At 39.6% G+C, this 18767-nt stretch carries 19 protein-coding genes; 13 read left to right on the top strand and 6 right to left on the bottom strand.

The features are described from left to right. The 12 genes from nqrE to cysQ all read left to right on the top strand — a co-directional run bounded on the left by nqrE (position 1) and on the right by cysQ (position 12442). A complete protein-coding gene (gene nqrE, locus CXF93_RS07540; protein WP_019441632.1) occupies positions 1-609 on the top strand; it encodes an NADH:ubiquinone reductase (Na(+)-transporting) subunit E in 609 nt (202 codons plus the stop codon). Between the two features lie 48 nt (positions 610-657). Continuing rightward, positions 658-1878 carry an NADH:ubiquinone reductase (Na(+)-transporting) subunit F gene (nqrF, locus tag CXF93_RS07535; protein WP_101061818.1) on the top strand — a complete coding sequence of 407 codons (1221 nt, stop codon included), beginning with the start codon at positions 658-660 and terminating at the stop codon, positions 1876-1878. A 45-nt stretch (positions 1879-1923) separates the two neighbouring features. Further along, complete coding sequence (locus tag CXF93_RS07530; RefSeq protein WP_232784138.1) at positions 1924-2913, top strand: FAD:protein FMN transferase; 990 nt, start codon at positions 1924-1926, stop codon at positions 2911-2913. An 8-nt stretch (positions 2914-2921) separates the two neighbouring features. After that, the gene (nqrM, locus tag CXF93_RS07525; protein ID WP_101061816.1) at positions 2922-3146 is read left to right on the top strand and encodes a (Na+)-NQR maturation NqrM; all 225 of its coding nucleotides are present in this window, start codon (positions 2922-2924) and stop codon (positions 3144-3146) included. A 273-nt stretch (positions 3147-3419) separates the two neighbouring features. Next, on the top strand, positions 3420-4550 hold the full coding sequence (locus CXF93_RS07520) for a TDT family transporter (protein ID WP_101061815.1): 1131 nt from the start codon (positions 3420-3422) through the stop codon (positions 4548-4550). Positions 4551-4761: 211 nt separating this feature from the next. Beyond that, the gene (ompW, locus tag CXF93_RS07515; RefSeq protein WP_101061814.1) at positions 4762-5412 is read left to right on the top strand and encodes an outer membrane protein OmpW; all 651 of its coding nucleotides are present in this window, start codon (positions 4762-4764) and stop codon (positions 5410-5412) included. 249 nt (positions 5413-5661) lie between these two features. Next, positions 5662-6714 (top strand): DNA polymerase IV, encoded by a 1053-nt coding sequence (dinB, locus tag CXF93_RS07510; protein ID WP_101061813.1) that lies wholly within the window; start codon positions 5662-5664, stop codon positions 6712-6714. Between the two features lie 175 nt (positions 6715-6889). Beyond that, a complete protein-coding gene (cysD, locus tag CXF93_RS07505) occupies positions 6890-7798 on the top strand; it encodes a sulfate adenylyltransferase subunit CysD (RefSeq protein WP_101061812.1) in 909 nt (302 codons plus the stop codon). 15 nt (positions 7799-7813) lie between these two features. Beyond that, entirely contained in the window at positions 7814-9235 is a 1422-nt protein-coding gene (cysN, locus tag CXF93_RS07500; RefSeq protein WP_101061811.1) for a sulfate adenylyltransferase subunit CysN, read from the top strand. 9 nt (positions 9236-9244) lie between these two features. Next, on the top strand, positions 9245-10975 hold the full coding sequence (locus tag CXF93_RS07495) for an SLC13 family permease (RefSeq protein ID WP_101061810.1): 1731 nt from the start codon (positions 9245-9247) through the stop codon (positions 10973-10975). 7 nt (positions 10976-10982) lie between these two features. After that, positions 10983-11618 carry an adenylyl-sulfate kinase gene (gene cysC / locus CXF93_RS07490; RefSeq protein WP_101061809.1) on the top strand — a complete coding sequence of 212 codons (636 nt, stop codon included), beginning with the start codon at positions 10983-10985 and terminating at the stop codon, positions 11616-11618. Positions 11619-11677: 59 nt separating this feature from the next. Continuing rightward, positions 11678-12442, top strand: coding sequence for a 3'(2'),5'-bisphosphate nucleotidase CysQ (gene cysQ / locus CXF93_RS07485; RefSeq protein WP_101061808.1), 765 nt, complete (start codon positions 11678-11680; stop codon positions 12440-12442). Positions 12443-12455: 13 nt separating this feature from the next. On the opposite strand, the gene CXF93_RS07480 is transcribed toward cysQ, so the two are convergent. The 6 genes from CXF93_RS07480 to metN all read right to left on the bottom strand — a co-directional run bounded on the left by CXF93_RS07480 (position 12456) and on the right by metN (position 17835). Beyond that, positions 12456-13277: a TIGR03899 family protein gene (locus CXF93_RS07480; RefSeq protein ID WP_101061807.1), complete on the bottom strand. Its 822-nt coding sequence runs from the start codon at positions 13275-13277 to the stop codon at positions 12456-12458. A 214-nt stretch (positions 13278-13491) separates the two neighbouring features. After that, complete coding sequence (locus CXF93_RS07475; RefSeq protein ID WP_101061806.1) at positions 13492-14040, bottom strand: YtfJ family protein; 549 nt, start codon at positions 14038-14040, stop codon at positions 13492-13494. Positions 14041-14179: 139 nt separating this feature from the next. Further along, positions 14180-15166, bottom strand: a complete 987-nt coding sequence (locus CXF93_RS07470; protein WP_101061805.1) for a hypothetical protein — start codon at positions 15164-15166, stop codon at positions 14180-14182. 150 nt (positions 15167-15316) lie between these two features. After that, positions 15317-16123 (bottom strand): methionine ABC transporter substrate-binding lipoprotein MetQ, encoded by an 807-nt coding sequence (gene metQ, locus CXF93_RS07465; protein ID WP_101061804.1) that lies wholly within the window; start codon positions 16121-16123, stop codon positions 15317-15319. A 31-nt stretch (positions 16124-16154) separates the two neighbouring features. Continuing rightward, on the bottom strand, positions 16155-16811 hold the full coding sequence (locus tag CXF93_RS07460) for a methionine ABC transporter permease (RefSeq protein ID WP_101061803.1): 657 nt from the start codon (positions 16809-16811) through the stop codon (positions 16155-16157). After that, positions 16801-17835 carry a methionine ABC transporter ATP-binding protein MetN gene (metN, locus tag CXF93_RS07455; RefSeq protein WP_101061802.1) on the bottom strand — a complete coding sequence of 345 codons (1035 nt, stop codon included), beginning with the start codon at positions 17833-17835 and terminating at the stop codon, positions 16801-16803. Before metN ends, CXF93_RS07460 begins: the two co-directional genes overlap by 11 nt. A 264-nt stretch (positions 17836-18099) precedes the next feature. On the opposite strand from metN, the gene gmhB reads away from it, so the two are divergent. Next, the gene (gene gmhB / locus CXF93_RS07450; RefSeq protein WP_101061801.1) at positions 18100-18654 is read left to right on the top strand and encodes a D-glycero-beta-D-manno-heptose 1,7-bisphosphate 7-phosphatase; all 555 of its coding nucleotides are present in this window, start codon (positions 18100-18102) and stop codon (positions 18652-18654) included. Positions 18655-18767: the final 113 nt, after the last annotated feature.

Below are 18767 nucleotides of genomic sequence, written 5' to 3'. Positions count from 1 at the left end.
ATGGAACATTATATTAGTTTATTCGTACGTGCTATTTTCATTGAAAACTTAGCATTATCATTCTTCTTAGGTATGTGTACATTCCTTGCTGTATCTAAGAAAGTGACAACAGCGATCGGTCTTGGTGTTGCAGTAACTGCAGTACTTACTATTTCGATTCCTGTTAACCAAGTTATCTATGGCAGTGTACTTGCTCCTGGTGCACTTGCATGGGCTGGTTTCCCTGAAGCTGATTTAAGCTTCCTAGGTTTCATCACGTTCATTGGTGTAATTGCGGCGTTAGTACAAATCTTAGAGATGGTGTTAGACAAATTCTTACCGGCTCTATATAACGCACTGGGTATTTTCCTACCGCTGATCACAGTTAACTGTGCAATCTTCGGTGGTGTATCTTTCATGGTACAACGTGACTATAACTTCACAGAATCAGTAGTATATGGTTTTGGTAGTGGTCTAGGTTGGATGTTAGCTATCGTTGCGATGGCTGGTCTTCGTGAGAAAATGAAATATTCAGATGTGCCAGATGGTCTACGTGGTTTAGGTATTACCTTTATTACAGCAGGTCTTATGGCGCTAGGTTTCATGTCATTTTCTGGTATTCAGTTATAACAAACAGCTGGCTTCGGTCAGCATGTTTCAAGAGCAAAGGATAAGTCGATGGAAATCATTCTCGGCGTAGTCATGTTCACAATTATCGTTTTAGCCCTGGTAACAGTAATTCTGTTTGCTAAGTCTAAATTGGTAAGTGAAGGTGATATTACAATTAGTATTAACGGTGACCCAGAGAAAACTGTGGTGACTGGTGCAGGTGGTAAACTTCTAGGTTCACTAGCTGCAAGCGGTATTTTCGTTTCTTCAGCTTGTGGTGGCGGTGGTACTTGTGGCCAATGTCGTGTGAAAGTTAAATCAGGCGGTGGTGATATTCTACCGACTGAACTTGACCACATATCTAAAGGTGAAGCACGTGAAGGCGAGCGTTTATCATGTCAAGTTAGCGTAAAAGTTGATATGGACATTGAGCTGCCAGAAGAAATCTTTGGTGTTAAAAAATGGGAATGTGAAGTTATCTCTAACGATAACAAAGCAACCTTCATTAAAGAGCTTAAAATGGCTATTCCAAACGGCGAAGTGGTACCTTTCCGCGCCGGTGGTTATATCCAAATTGAAGCGCCTGCTCACCATGTTAAATATTCAGACTATGATATTCCTGAAGAATACCGTGGCGACTGGAAACACTTTGGTTTCTTTGATGTTGAATCTAAAGTTGATGAAGACACTATCCGTGCTTACTCTATGGCTAACTGCCCAGAAGAAGCGGGTATTATTATGCTTAACGTGCGTATTGCTACGCCACCGCCGCGTGATTTGTCTTTACCTGCAGGTAAAATGTCGTCGTACATCTTCAGCTTAAAAGCTGGCGACAAAGTAACTATCTCAGGTCCATTTGGTGAGTTCTTTGCAAAAGAAACTGACAATGAAATGGTATTTGTTGGTGGTGGTGCTGGTATGGCGCCAATGCGTTCACACATCTTCGATCAGTTAAACCGTTTAGATACAAAACGTAAGGTTTCATTCTGGTACGGTGCGCGTTCTAAGCGTGAAATGTTCTATGTTGAAGATTTCGATATGCTTGCAAAAGAGAACGAAAACTTTGAATGGCATGTTGCACTGAGTGATCCACAACCAGAAGATAACTGGGAAGGTTACACAGGCTTCATCCATAACGTGATCCTTGAGAACTACTTAGGAAATCACGAAGCGCCAGAAGATTGTGAGTACTACATGTGTGGTCCACCAATGATGAATGCTGCTGTTATCGGTATGCTGAAAGACCTTGGTGTTGAAGATGAAAATATCATGCTAGATGACTTTGGCTAATATTTTTTGATTCAATTCAAATCGATGTATCGATGGCTAGCTCTGATGGGGCTAGCCATTTTCATTCTTGGTTGTAGTGAACAAAAAAGTACAGAAGAAGTGCTTTTTTCTGGTCCTACTATGGGTACAACTTATCACATGAAAGTCGTGGGTTTCCCACTGTCTGAACAAGATAAGCAAGATATCCAAATCGAGATTGATAAACGTTTAGAATTAGTGAACGACCAGATGTCGACTTATCGTCCTAATTCAGAGTTATCGCGCTTTAATCAAAGTGTGGCTGTTACTGGTTTTGAAGTATCAGCTGATACGGCAAAGGTAGTGCTAGAAGCTCTTCGTTTGAATAAACTGACGAATGGTGCATTAGATGTAACCGTAGGTCCGTTAGTTAATCTGTGGGGTTTTGGTCCGGATAATAAACCGGAAAAAATACCATCACAGCAACAACTAGATACGATTAAGCAACGTATTGGTATTCAGCATTTAGCTGCGACCGAGACGACGTTAAGTAAAGACATCGATGGTTTATACGTTGATTTGTCTTCGATTGCGAAAGGTTATGGCGTTGATGTTATCGCTGATTACTTTGCTTCTTTAGGTATTGAAAACTACCTTGTTGAAGTTGGTGGCGAGCTGCGTATTAATGGTGTTAATGCTCGTGGCATTGATTGGCAGGTTGCAGTTGAGAAACCGACTAGTGCCAATCAAAGTGTACAAGAAGTGATTGCCGTTGGTAACAATGCGATTGCAACATCAGGTGATTATCGTAATTATTACGAGTTAGATGGTGAGCGTTTTGCGCATACTATTGACCCGATAAGCGGTAAGCCGATTAAGCATAAACTCGTATCTGTTACGGTTATCCATACTTCATCAATGACTGCTGACGCATTAGCGACAGCATTAATGGTGATGGGTGAGAAAGACGGTCTTGAGTTCGCCAAGCAGCAAGGTTTAGCTGTATTGATGATCTCTAAGTCAGATTCAGGTTATAATGAAGTGTATACTAAACAGTTCGAACCTTATTTAAAATAGAGGCTAATATGGCTTATTTTGCTGCAACATTTGTTATTTTTGCGCTCGTTATTACTGGTATGTCTATCGGTTATATCGTGCAAAAAAAATCTATCACAGGCAGCTGTGGTGGTATTAGTGGTTTAGGTATGGAAAAGGCCTGTGATTGCCCAGATCCATGTGATAAACGCAAAGCTAAAATAGCAAAAGAAGAAGCTAAACAGAAGATGTTAAACGAAAATCGTATCATCTAGTTTATGCCAAGCATCTAGCTATAAAGTGCAATTTTGTACTTTATAGCTTTTTTAAACCTTACCTTATTTCTCCCTTGGTACAACTTTTTTACACGATCGATACTCGTTTTTTACAATGGTAAATCCTCCGCTTTATTCTATTCTTTATTCTATTCACTATGATTTATGTTATCTGACCCGCATAAAATTTATGCACTCACTATCTGTTATTTTATATATAATCCTGAGTTCGTTTAATCAATAAAAATCATAGCATTATGCTTGGAGGCGCTAATGAGCGTTATAACTGAACCTAAATTTGGTAAAGAGATTGGCCCTAATTGGTTTGCTTCAGTCATGGGCACTGGGATTATTGCCAATGCTGCGGTAGGTTTACCTTTGATTGGTATTTATCTTACTGACTTTGCTTTGGTTGTCTGGTTATTAGCTGCAACGCTACTAATCATAATGCTCGCGGTTAAGATCATACAGACGATCATACGCCCTGAGATTATTAAGCGACAATTTAACGATCCTGTTATGGCGCAATTCTTTGGCGCGCCGCCAATGGCGCTACTGACAATCGCAGGTGGGACTATATTGATGGGCAACCATATTTTTGCCGCTGAAACGGTATTAATAATTGCTTGGACTTTGTGGCTGATTGGTACTTTCGGTGGTTTACTCAGTGCGGTTATCATTCCTTTTCGTCTGTTTACTCATTATGAAGTTAATAGTCACGCCGCTTTTGGTGGTTGGTTAATGCCGGTTGTGCCACCTATGGTATCAGCAACTATAGGCGCTATGCTTATTCCGCATGCCCAAGGTATCGTGTTGCAGCAAACCCTTTTATATGCCTGCTATGCGATGTTTGGGGTCAGTTTGATCGCGGCTATGATTATTATTACGCTGATCTGGAATCGCTTAGCCCATGCTGGTAGTTCTGGTGGGGCGCGCGTGCCAACATTGTGGATAGTATTAGGACCGCTTGGCCAATCTATCACCGCTATTGGCGCCTTAGGGACGGTGGCGCTGACTGTTGTTGATGAACCGATTGCGAACAGTTTAAATACCATGGCAATACTATATGGGGTACCAGTTTGGGGGTTTGCATTATTCTGGTCATGTATCGCAGGGTTACTGACTTTGCGGGCGATGCGCAGAAAAATGCCTTTCGCACTGACTTGGTGGGCTTTTACATTCCCCGTCGGTACTTGTGTTACAGGGACGACTCAACTCGCGTTGCATACTGGTTTACCTGTGTTTCAATGGGCTGCGATCATATTATTTTCTGCGCTTATTTGTGCTTGGGTTATTGCTGCAATCGGTACCGTAAAAGGTTTTAAAGGTGGACACATTTTGAAACCCGCAATTAACTCGCCTGCAGTGCAGGTTTCTAAAGGTCGCGACAAAGATAACAATTAATCCTTAATTTTCAATGTTAAAAGAATAGTTCCATTTAATTGGTACTCACTAGTGAGTAACTACAAAGTGGTTGATCTATATCAATGTAGTGTTTTCTGTATATGGCAAAGTACACCCAAGTTAATTGTTTGTTACTAAATGATGCAAAAGAACATCAACTGTAATCAAACTGTATTTGAAATGAAAACATACCACATTGATGGAGCTCTACATGAACAAGAAAATATTATCAGGATTAATCACCGCCTCTTTATTATCAGCAACGCTTGCAGCCCCAGCATTTGCTCACCAACAAGGTGATTTCATTGTTCGTGCAGGTGCCATGATGGTTGTACCAAATGAGTCAAGTGGTGAGGTATTAGAGACATTAGGTGAATTCCAAGTTAATGACAATACTCAGTTAGGTCTTAACTTTACTTATATGGCAACTGATAATATTGGTATTGAATTGGTAGCAGCAACGCCATTTACTCATGAAGTAGGACTTGGCGCTACAGGCGTAATTGCTGAAGTTAAACACTTACCGCCAACGCTATTAGCACAATACTATTTTGGTGATGCAAGTTCTAAATTCCGTCCTTATGTGGGAGCGGGTGTTAACTTTACTATATTTTTTGACACTGAGTTTAATGATACAGGCACTGCAGCTAAGTTGACGGATTTAGATATGAGCAACTCTGTAGGTTTAGCGGCGCAAGTTGGTATGGATTATAAAATCAACGATAAATGGTTAGTTAACGCATCAGTTATGTATGCAGATATCAGCACAGATGTGACTTTTAAAGCAGATGGTGTTGAGCAGAAGGTTAAAACAGACCTTGATCCATTGGTATACATGGTTAGCCTAGGTTATGTATTTTAATTAGCTTTTACAGTTTCTATTAGCTAAATATACAAGGTGCATTGGCACCTTGTTTTGTTTGTGATTGCTTTTTATTCTCCCAATATCCCTGTTTAATCCTTCCTGTGTTATCTTTTATTTCCGCTATTTTTCATTTAATTATTTGTTCTTAGCATTAATTTTATTTATAATTAACTGGCCTTTTATACAGTGCTTTTTGTGCTGTATTATTTATGTTGTACAACTTAGTTGGTTATGATTCGTTAAGCTATGAAAAAAATTATCCATATCGACATGGACGCGTACTTTGCTAACGTCGAAGTACGCGATAATCCAGCGTACAAAGATATTCCTATTGCGATTGGTGGCATGAGTGACCGTCGCGGGGTGATAGCAACGTGTAACTATATAGCCCGTCAATATGGGGTGCGCTCTGCTATGTCTTCTTATAAAGCGTTGCAACTCTGTCCTGACTTAACATTAGTACCGTCACGTATGCAGGTGTATAAAGAAGTCTCAGCTCAGATCCATGAAATATTTTCTCGTTATACCGATTTGATCGAACCGCTATCGTTAGATGAAGCTTATTTAGACGTTACCGACTGTAAGTTATTCTCTGGTAGTGCGACGTTAATTGCCGAAGATATTCGTAAAGTCATTGAGTCTGAGTTAGCACTTACTGCGTCAGCGGGTGTTGCTCCTGTTAAGTTTTTAGCTAAAGTAGCATCCGATATTAATAAACCTAATGGACAGTTCGTTATCACCCCATCACAGGTGAAATCCTTCGTTGCTGACTTATCCTTGAATAAGATCCCTGGGGTGGGTAAAGTGACTTGGCAAAAACTCAATCGCGTTGGTCTGTATACTTGTGCGGATGTACTTAAATTTCCCGCTGAAGATATTATTGAGAGCTTTGGTAAGCTCGGCCATAGCTTGTTAGAACGCTGTCAGGGCATTGATAATCGACCAGTTTGTAATGAACGAAATCGTAAATCGGTAGGGGTTGAAATCACCTTACCTGAAGATATTGTCACGCTAGCACAATGCATGACTTTATTTCCGCAGTTATACCAAACTCTGTTACAACGGCTGCAAAAAGCATCACCAGATATGCGCATCACCAAGCAAGGTGTGAAGTTGAAGTTCAATGATTTTACCCTCACCAGTGCCGAACAAAGCATCACCACGCTCGACGAGCATCTGTTTACTGATTTATATGCACAAGCACTGACAAAACAAGAAGAACGTAGTATTCGTTTAATTGGTTTATATGTCGGCCTTGCTGGTGACAATGACAGTGAACAATATAACCTACTGTTCTAGCAATGAATTTGTTCCACTCAATAATTCCTTTTAGCTTTCTATAATCATTCCGTCATCCTCCTATATTCCTAAAAGTTATTAAGAATCAGTTTATGTTCTTTGGCGGTTATAAGTAAAGAGGCTATATTGATCCAAACGATATGAAATTATCCAATTTGGTCTGATGGAGTAGAAGATGAATCAACAGAGGTTGACCCACCTTAAACAGCTGGAAGCTGAAAGTATCCACATAATCAGGGAAGTTGCTGCAGAGTTTGATAATCCGGTAATGATGTATTCAATCGGTAAAGACTCATCTGTAATGTTACACCTAGCACGCAAGGCTTTTTACCCAGGTAAGATCCCATTTCCATTATTGCATGTTGATACTAACTGGAAGTTTCGCGAAATGATCGAGTTTCGTGACAAGACTGTTGAAAAATACGGTTTTGACCTGTTAGTACACCAAAACCCTGAAGGGTTGGCGATGGGTTGTAGCCCATTTGATCATGGCAGCTCAAAGCATACCGATATTATGAAAACCCAAGGTCTGAAACAGGCGCTGGACAAATACGGTTTTGATGCGGCATTTGGTGGCGCACGACGTGATGAAGAAAAATCACGTGCTAAAGAACGTGTGTATTCATTCCGCGATAAACATCACCGCTGGGATCCGAAAAACCAACGTCCTGAATTATGGCGTACTTACAACGGTCAAGTGAATAAAGGTGAAAGCATTCGTGTATTCCCATTGTCAAACTGGACTGAACTGGATATTTGGCAATATATTTATCAAGAACAAATTGAAATTGTACCACTTTATCTTGCTGCCAAACGCCCTGTTGTCGAACGAGATGGCGCGTTGATCATGGTTGATGATGATCGCATGAAGTTACAAGCGGGTGAGAAAATCGAAGAGAAAATGGTACGTTTTAGAACGCTCGGTTGTTACCCATTAACAGGTGCTGTGGAATCTGAAGCTTTAACATTGCCTGAGATTATTGAAGAAATGTTACTGGCTACAAGCAGTGAACGACAAGGACGTATGATTGACCACGATTCTTCAGCTTCGATGGAGCAGAAGAAACGTCAAGGTTATTTCTAGGTAGGAGCAGGGTAGATGAACAGTCAAATAGCAAATGAATTAGCACAAACAGATATCGAAACCTACTTACAGCAGCAACAACACAAAAGCCTATTGCGTTTTTTAACGTGCGGTAGTGTTGATGATGGTAAAAGTAGCCTTATTGGTCGTTTATTACATGACTCACACCAGATCTATGAAGATCAATTAGCGGCGCTACATGTTGATAGCCAAAAGTCAGGCACAACTGGCGAAGCGATTGATTTAGCGTTATTAGTTGATGGTCTTGCTGCCGAACGTGAGCAAGGTATTACCATTGATGTGGCATATCGTTATTTCTCGACCGCAACACGTAAATTTATTATTGCCGATACGCCAGGACATGAAGAGTATACGCGTAATATGGCGACTGGTGCTTCAACGTGTGATCTCGCAGTGATCTTGATTGATGCACGTAAAGGGGTGTTAACTCAAACCAAACGTCATTCTTATATCGCCTCACTACTGGGTATTAAACATTTTGTTGTCGCTATTAATAAGATGGATCTTGTTGATTTCTCTGAGCAACGTTTTGAAGAGATCAAAGAAGAATACTTAGGTTTCACTGAAAAATTAAATGATATCACTATCGAATTTACGCCATTGTCGGCATTACTCGGTGATAACGTTGTTGATCGTTCGACACTCACGCCTTGGTTTAATGGTCGTACATTATTAGAGTGTTTAGAAGCGGTTGATACATCAGATGAGACACTTGATAAACCGTTCCGATTACCAGTGCAATACGTCAATCGTCCTAATCTCGATTTTCGTGGTTTTGCTGGTACTATCGCTGCAGGCCAAATCAGTGTCGGTGATGAAGTTGTGGTATTACCATCAGGTAAATCAAGTACGGTTAAATCGATTGTTACTTTTGATGGTGAACTTGCGTCAGCACATCAAGACCAAGCAATTACGTTAACCCTTACTGATGAAATTGATGTGAGCCGTGGTGATATTTTGGTTTCGGCTGCACAGCAACCAATTATCTCTGATTCACTTGTGGCCAATGTGGTATGGATGTCAGATCAAGCACTTGAAATTGGTCGTCAATACGATATCAAATTAGCGAGTAAGCAGACCACGGGACAATTTACAGCGATCCGCAATAAGGTTGATGTGAATACGCTGGAAGAATCGGCGGCCACAGAACTGGCATTGAATGAAATCGGTCTATGTGAGTTAACATTAACTGAAGCCGTTCCAGCTGACAACTATCAAGACGTTGCTGACACGGGTAGCTTTATTGTGATTGATCGTTTAACCAATGTAACTGTTGGTGCGGGCATGATTGAGCAAGTCCTAGATACCAAAGGAAGCACTCACTCACATGAGTTTAGTGGGTTTGAAGTTGAGTTGAATGCGTTAGTGCGCAAACACTTCCCAAAATGGCAAGCTATCGATATTAGCAAGCTGTAGGATATTGTTATGAATGTGATACAGGGAAGCATTTTAGGCGCACTGGTGATCTTTATAGGTTTACTTATTTCCGGTAAATTTCGACCTTCGAGTTTATTTGGTGCGATGGTTATTTTAGCTTACTTGTCAGGCTCTATTGAGATGCCACAAGTGATGGCTGGGTTTACCAATCCTTCTCTGATCACATTAATTTTATTATTATTGATTTCGATTACCATTGAAAAAACCCGTTTAATCAGTTGGATTGGACGACAATTATCCACTGGTCATTTTACTGTTGTGGTGGCTAAGTTAGGCTTTTCTACCGCACTATTATCTTCTTTTACCAACAATACCGCTGTCGTTGCATCTCTTATTGGCGCGGTGAAGCGTAATAATACCCATGCACCTACTAAACTACTTATCCCACTTTCTTATGCTGCTATCTTTGGCGGTACTTTGACCTTGATTGGTACATCGACCAATCTTATTGTGAATAGTTTTGTGGTTGATGCGGGGCTTCCTCCATTAGGTTTTTTTGAATTTTCTATTATTGGTTTAGCCGGTTTTCTTGCTGGTATGGTTGTGCTTATTACCATGAGCCATCGATTACCTGACCACAGCCAAGATGACAGCGAAGAATTAGTTTATTTTTTAGAAGCGCATGTAAAACCGAATTCAGCGCTGGTCGGTAGAACCATTGCTGAAAATAACTTACGTGCGTTAAAACAGTTATACCTTGCTGAAATACTGCGAAATGATGAGGTTATTTGTCCTGTCTGCCCAGAAGAAATATTGCAAGCGAACGATCAACTATTGTTTTGTGGTGACGTTGACTCCGTTGGTGTGCTGCAAGATATTAAGGGGCTAAAATTATTTGGCCAAGGCGAGCTTAATGGCCAACATCTGGTGGAAGTGATAGTCAGTCATTCCTCAAAATTAAACGGCTTAACCCTCAAAGAAAGTAAATTTAGAGCGCATTTTGATTCTGTGGTGGTGGCCATTCGCCGTGGTCACAGCCCGTTACGTGGTGGATTGGGTAATGTACGTTTACGTGCCGGTGATACATTATTGTTGGCGCCAGGAGCTGAATTTAAAAACAATAAAGATCTGAATCGTGATTTTGTTGTCGTCAGTGGCTTAGATGCGGCAACCCGCTTAAGCGATCATCGAAGCATTGGCGTTTTAGCTGGTTTTGTAACGACGATTGCGTTAGCGCTTACTGGTACTTTACCATTATTGAAAGGTCTGGTCATATTCGTGTTGTTATTGTGTATGAGTGGCACATTGTCATTACAAGAGATCCGTCGACGCTTACCTATTGATTTATGGGTTGTGGTTGGCAGTGCGCTGGCGCTATCTAATATGCTGCAGACGACAGGCGTATCTGACGTGTTAGCCAATTCTTTATTAGAGGCTTTTAATGGTTGGGGTGTATTGGCTGCTTTTATTGCCACTTATTTCGCCACATTATTATTAAGTGAATTAATCACCAATAACGCGGCCGCAGCGCTGGCATTTCCAATCGCGTTTAGTTTAGCGCAAAGTTATGGCGTGAGTGAATTACCTTTTATTATGGCGGTTATCTTCGGTGCCAGTGCGAGCTTTATCTCGCCTTATGGTTATCAAACAAATTTAATGGTTTATAGTGCCGGCAATTATGCATTATCAGACTACCTTAAGCTCGGTATACCGACATCGATTGTCTATTCCACTGTGGTATTAGTAATGATCCCATATGTATTCCCATTTTATCTGTGAGAGTGTAATGACTACAATTATCAAGGACAAAGAGGCTGAAATAGCAGCCACTGACAATATCGTATGGCATCAACACAGTGTTGATAAAGCAGCAAGATCAGCGAACAAACAGCAGCAACCTTGCGTACTCTGGTTTACTGGTTTAAGTGGTTCGGGTAAATCGACAGTCGCTGGTGCGCTTGAAAATGAATTGCATAAAGCGGGCTACCACACTTATTTATTAGATGGCGATAATGTACGCTTTGGTTTATGTGGTGATCTGGGCTTTAGCGATGACGACCGTAAAGAAAATATTCGCAGAGTGGGAGAAGTGGCAAAGTTAATGGTTGATGCGGGTGTTATTGTATTAACAGCATTTATTTCTCCACATCGCCAAGAACGCGAATTAGTGCGTTCATTACTCGGTGACAGTGAATTTATTGAAATACATGTGGATGCCGATCTTGCGACTTGTGAGCTGCGCGATCCGAAGGGGCTTTATAAAAAAGCCCGCGCAGGTGAAATCAAGAATTTTACCGGTATTGATTCTGTTTATGAAGCACCAGAAAAACCTGAATTATATTTAGATAACGGTAATAATCCTGTGTCTATGTCAGTTCAACAGATCATGATGTATCTTGCTCAGCAAGGTCATATAAAGTAACCGTTTTGTAAGTGCCATATTAAGGCATAGTTTGTGAGCAAGGGAGTAGTAGCGAACACATGGATATATCAATCGATCATTTAGTCAGTAAGATTAATGATATTGCTGTTGCAGCGGGACAAGAAATTTTAGATATTTATCAGCGTGATTTTCATGTGGATATGAAAGATGATAACTCTCCGGTAACGGAAGCTGATATTGCTGCCAATGATATTATTGTTGCAAGTTTACGCACTATTACCCCGGATATTCCGATTTTATCTGAAGAAGGTAGCAGTATACCTTGGGATGAAAGAAAGCAATGGCAGACGTTTTGGCTTGTGGATCCGCTTGATGGCACTAAGGAGTTCATTAAACGTAATGGTGAGTTCACCGTTAATATCGCTTTGATCCATAATCAGCAACCGATATTAGGTGTCGTTTATGCGCCGGTCTTAGATAAACTTTATTATACTACGACGCAAGGTGCATTCTTATTGCATGACGGTAACACCACTCAGTTAAGCGCATTAGCTATACCTGAGAATGAAACGGTTAAAGTAGTTGGCTCGCGTTCTCATGCAAGTCCTGAAATGGCATTGTATTTAACGCGTTACAAAGATACCGATATAATACCAGTTGGCAGTTCGCTGAAGTTTTGTTTGATTGCTGAAGGCAGCGCACATTGCTATCCACGGTTAGGCCCTACTTGTTGGTGGGATACTGGCGCTGGACATGCGGTTGCTTGTGCTGCAGGGGCTAAGGTCGTACAACTTGATGGCTCACCGTTATTGTATAACCATCAAGAGTCGGTATTAAATCCATTTTTTGTTGTTGCTAAGTAATTTGGGTATAAATTTAAAAATGGAAAGCGTTATGTAAATGACTAGTTAACTCAGCGAAATATTCACCCTTACTTTCGTGAGGGATGAGTTTAGCCAGTTCATCGCCGATATTAGTAAAGCGGTAATATTTCATACGTGATGAACGGTTTTTAACTTTCATTGTTAATGTCTCCTTCCCATAGCTTATCGGTAAATCTTTATCTAAAGGTAAGTTAACCATTTCTAATTCATTGTGATGAATTAATCCCAGATCGGATAATGTTAAAAAGCTACTATAAGGCAGTTTATGTCGGCCTAAGTTAATCGATTTAAATTGTGGTTTATTGAATAATAAGAAGCTTTTGCTGTTATTTTGGCAATTTAATACAATCTTACGATTAGAGTCATGACCGACCTGCGAGCTTAAGTTGCAAGCGACCTGAAACATTTGTGCTTCGCGTTGGGTCATTTGATTGAGCGTGCGCAATGATTTTACCGAGAAGCTACCGGAGTGACTTAATTCTAATGCAAAGATTTGTCCCCACAAGGTTTGCATATGTAAGCCGGAAATATCTTTTGCCATAGACATGAATGCACCGAGCCAATCAGGATCAATATTCTCGCTGGTTACGTCATCACAGAAGTTATTAGCACGCATAACAATACTTTCTAGGTTTTGTTGTTGTTTTATTTTCTCTTGGTTAACACGCTGAATGGCCCTGTGTTCGAATGTAGTATGCTTATTTACCGTCAACATACCATCGATACCCCGTTCTTTGGCAACTTTACGTAGTTGTTGAATACTGTTTAAAATATTCGATTCAATTTTATTTATACTGGTATCATTTACGGACATATCAAAACCTAACAGCGCATTCAAATGGAGTGGGAGTAAGCCTTTATTTATACCTGATATGGCAATAAAAGTATTGTTTTGGTCCGTGGAATTGTTAGATAACGAAGAATATTTTATGCTGGATTATATCTGTAAGTCATTAAAGCGAGTCAGGAGATAATAAATCGACCTTGACTCGCCCATTGTGCTTATTGCAGTCACTTAGATATATAGGCTATATATTAGCGTTGATAAGTCCTATCACGTTATTAATCTCTGTTGGATTCATTTCACCATCTTTGACGAATAGGATCTTACCTGCGGGATCTAATAAGATGATCGCTGAGCTTTCTTCTGTGAGTCCCCATTGATTGCGGAGATCACCTTCTTCATCGACGACGAAAATAGCATCAGGGAATTCTTCTTTGTTTGATTTAAGTTGGCTGGCGACGATTGCGCCAGTGCCCCAAATCGCATCATCTAAATTAACCAGTGTTGCAGTATTGTATTTTTCGAATGGGAAATCAGCTTGCTTTAAGGCATCTATCATAGGTTCGTTTAATTCTTTTGCCGATGTGCGACCTGCAATGTGTTGAACTACAATAACTTTATTTTTTAATTCACCTGTAGACCACTGACGGTAGTCAAATTCGCCTTCCACTAACTCAACATAACCTTTATCTGCAATGGTTACTTGCGGTAAGTTCTCTCCGATAGTCAAATTATGGCTTAAAGTAACAAATGAAGTGAGAGATAAGGTGATAGCGGTCAGTATTCTTTTCATTATTTTTATCCTTATAAATATGAAAGTGAGGTGAAAATTCGTCTATTTAATAGCAAGATAACTTACTACTTTGGCTTAGATAATTTCACATATCATTCTATTTACCAAGATAATCTGACCAAAAATCCTAAATATGTGGTTAATATAATGATTCACTAATTAATTCTGTGTTTGAAGATAGCATTTTATCTAGTTTTATTTTAGAACCAGAAATTACTGTATATTGATTTTGGTTGATCATTATTCGTTGTCCCTCTATGCCACTTTTACTATCGATCGTTAACCAGACTGGAGATACACTACCAATACTGTTGGATGGATAAAGCATGAAAAGCTCATACTTGGGGGCTAGCTGACTAATTAACGTTGCCAGTAGTAGCGCTTTTTCATCACTATCAGCTTCATTGGTTTTTAACACACTAATAGGTGAGAAAAAACTGTTGTCATGTTCTTCTCGATCTGGGATCGCATAGACCCAATGCCGTGCATTATCCACGGCAGTGATGAATGATTGCTGTTTAGCTAACTGTGTCGCGATATCTTTTAGATATGCTCTATATTCATAAAAAAGTTGAGAATAATTAGGCCTAACGCAAGGTAGTTCTTTATTATCTGGATGTACGCAAGGGCTTATTTTAAGGTGATAAAAGGCATCATTTTGGTATTGGTTATAGGCTTGCCAAAATAGCTGTGATGCATTGCTATCGGCTTTGTTGGTAAATGCGTATCTTATGTCTGTTATTTTATCCTGATCATCAGGAGTATAAAAATTAATACGCTCAATCGCAAATTCGAGTCTTGGGGTTAAGTAGGTATGAATGGCTTTGATTGGGTTACTTAATGAAAATGAAAGCTTATAACTGTCTTGTAACGAGGTTTCGACAAGCTCGGTATCAAAGAATGATTTTACTTTTAAATCTTTGCCCTCGCGATCTGTCCACTGCCAATTAATCGAAAATGAATTTGTTTCACTATTAGGTAAGCTTATTTGCTTGGAAGATGAAAGCTTGTTGCGCTCATCTGTATCACTAGAAAGAGAGGCCATCACAGGGATAGAAAGAAACATCATTATACTTGTGGCGATAGATGACCACAAAGGAGCTTTACACAATGAAGAGTGGGGCATTTAATGAATCTCAGGTAATGAGCGATTCACTAAGCTTGGTATAAAGTGTGACCAATATCAAAAAATACAGATTATTTTTTGTTGCCAACCACACCTTATACTCATCATTATTGTAATTACGCTAATTTCATTGGCGTAATTAACTACTAATTACCAGCCTTTTACGATAGCATTATTGAATAATTTGTTCGCTTCATCATAGACTTCTTGCGTTTGGAATGCGGCGATGAATTGCTTCACTTTTTCTGAATCTTTATTGTCATTACGTGCAACGATCAAGTTTACGTATGGTGATTCCTTATCTTCAACGAATACGCCATCTTTTGTTGGCGATAAACCAATCTTAGTCGCAAACGTTGTGTTGATAACAGCAAGAGTTACATCTTGTAAGTTACGTGCAAGTAATGCAGCTTCTAACTTGATTATTTCAACACCGAATGGGTTTGCTGTAATATCTAACTCTGTTGCTTTAATGCCCACACCAGGTTTCAGTGCAATGATACCTTGCTGTTCCAATAATAATAATGAACGGCCTAGGTTTGTTGGATCGTTTGGTACTGCAACCTTGTCACCTTCTTTTAACTCGTCAATGGTTTTGATTGATGCTGAGTAAGCGGCAATTGGGTAAACAAATGTGTTTGCTACTGCTGTAATATCGTAACCACGTTGCTCGATCTGTGCATCTAAGTAAGGCTTATGTTGAAAAGCATTTACATCAATACTACCTTCTTCTAATGCGCGGTTTGGTGTTACATAATCAGTAAAGGTTACAATTTCAATATCAAGATTGTATTTTTCTTTAGCAATTTTCTTGGCAATCTCAACAACTTCTGCTTCAGGGCCGGCCATTGCCCCCACTTTTAATACCGTCGACTCTTTATCACCACTACACGCACTCAATAATACACTTGATGCGATTGCTGTTACTGATACTAATTTCTTTAGTGAAAATTCCATGATTATTACTTCCTTTAGTTTTTAAGATTTATTATCTGTGGTCGACTTTACTTACTAAACGTTCACCGATTGATTGAATAATCTGTACGATGATCACTAGCAAAATAACGGTAATTAAAATAATTGTGGGGTTAAAACCAATATAGCCATGCTGAATACCGACATCACCAAGACCACCGCCGCCAACTGTCCCAGCCATTGCTGAATAGTTTACTAAGGTCACTAACGTGATGGTGATGCTGTTGATAATACCTGGCATTGCTTCAGGGATAAGTACTTTCATTACAATCTGTAGTGGTGTTGCACCCATTGTTTGTGCTGCTTCGACTAGGCCTGTCGGTACATCTAATAATGCACCTTCAATTAATCGCGCAATAAATGGGATTGAAGCGACGGTTAATGGCACTATCATCGCGCCAGTTCCGATTGATGAGCCAACAACGAGACGAGTGAACGGAATTATCGCCACAAGTAAAATAATGAAGGGCACTGAACGACCAATATTCACTATGATACTTAATACATTATTTAATTTATTGTTTTCTAAAATGCCATCTGTTTTTGTTACATGTAACAGGATCCCTGTTGGCATGCCAAGTAAACACGCAATTGCGGCTGCGATGCCAACCATCACCAGCGTCTCAATGGTCGCGGTGAAAAGTAAATTAATCATTTGCTCAGTCGACATAACCGATAACCTCTACGTTAACTGCGTGTTGTTGGAAAAATGCTTTAGCTGCAATTGTGTTTTCTTTAGTACCCATAAGCTCGGCAAGCATATAACCAAATTTAATGCCGCCAGCAAATTCAATATCGGCACTTAAAATGTTTACATCAACATTTAAAGTACGGCTTACTTCTGAAATAACCGCAGAATCAACACTATTACCAGTGAAACCAAGGCGTACCAAGGGCATTGAGTTAGCTTTTCTATGTAATGACAGACGCTGTTTGTATTCATCTGGAATTTCAAGGTTAATCGTTGCTTCAATAAATGTTTGTGCCAGTTCTGTTTGAGGGTTGGCGAAAAAGTTAGCAACGGTATTTTGTTCAATGAGTTCGCCTTTATCGATGATCGCAACGTTATGACAAATGTTCTTTACTACTTCCATCTCGTGGGTAATCAGTAGAATAGTGAGACCGAGTCGTTCATTGATATCTTTTAATAAAGCTAAAATAGATTTTGTTGTGCTTGGATCAAGTGCTGATGTTGCTTCATCGCAAAGTAACACTTTAGGTTCAGACGCTAATGCGCGGGCAATTGCAACTCGTTGCTTTTGACCGCCACTTAATTCAGCAGGGTAGGCATTATGCTTTGTCGTTAAACCAACAAGATCAAGAAGAGGTGTGATCTTATCTGTAATTTCGCTTTTAGATATGCCAGCTAATTCAAGTGGCAGTGCAACGTTATCAAATACAGTACGTGATGATAATAAATTGAAGTGTTGAAATATCATGCCTATTTGACGTCTTGCAGTACACAGGTCTGCTTTGTTTAATTGTGTTAACTCAACGCCATCGAGCTGAATTGAACCAGACGTTGGTGTTTCAAGTAAATTAACACAACGTATCAGTGTACTTTTACCAGCACCTGACGAACCTATTACACCGAATATTTCACCGCTTTTAACGTTTAAGTTAACGTCTTTCAGGGCGTACACAGGCTTTTCTGTAGTTTCAAATATTTTATTGATATTTGTTAATTTGATCATTTCAACGCCTAAAACAAAAAGTAAGAATTATTCTATAAAGTTAGATATTAATTCTTCATATATAAGTAACAACTGGATACATATGCTAATTAGTTAGTTGATTAAAGTCAATGGACTTTTTTACATCTAGACGTCTAAACGTTCTTTTATATCATTTTAGGTAGAGTGAAAGCGTAACAAAGATTGCTGCGGTATCGATTGCGAAATTTTGATTGCATGAAATAATGGTCGATTGTATGTCATAGATAACTAAAGGTGAAAATAGTGGCAACTCCAGCTGTGTTTCTAGATCGCGATGGTGTGATTAATAAAGATAAAGGTTATGTTTCAAAAATTGATGATTTTGAATTCATCGAAGGTAGCATTGAAGCAATGCAGCTATTAAAGCTGCATGGTTATCTCCTTGTTGTTATCACCAATCAGTCGGGTATTGCACGCGGCTATTATAGCGAAGATGAATTCATGACCTTAACGGAGTGGATGAATTGCTCACTTGCTGATCGTGGCGTTAAACTTGATGGTGTTTATTATTGCCCTCATCATCCAGACAAAGGTATTGGTGATTATAAGCAAGACTGTTTATGTCGTAAGCCAAATACAGGGATGTTAGATAGCGCAGCACAAGAGTTAGATATTGACTTTAAACAGTCGTTTTTAGTGGGTGATAAGTTATCTGATATTCAAGCAGGTCAAAAATCACAGCTTAAAGGCAATTATTTAGTTTCGACAGGCAAAGTGCTGTGTGAGAAAGGCGCTGAAGTTGCCGATGGTGTATTTGCAGACCTATTATCTGTGGCTAAGATGATAGTTAAAGGTTAAATAGATACGATTTGATTACTATTTGAGCGTTTACATTTTTTTTAATAAAACTACTTGCCAATAAAATGCAGTTCTCTATAATCGCTCCCACTGACACGGCAACAGCCGTTCAG

The organism is Moritella sp. Urea-trap-13, assembly GCF_002836355.1.
GTDB lineage: Bacteria > Pseudomonadota > Gammaproteobacteria > Enterobacterales > Moritellaceae > Moritella.
This window is presented reverse-complemented; position numbering and strand designations above follow the sequence as displayed.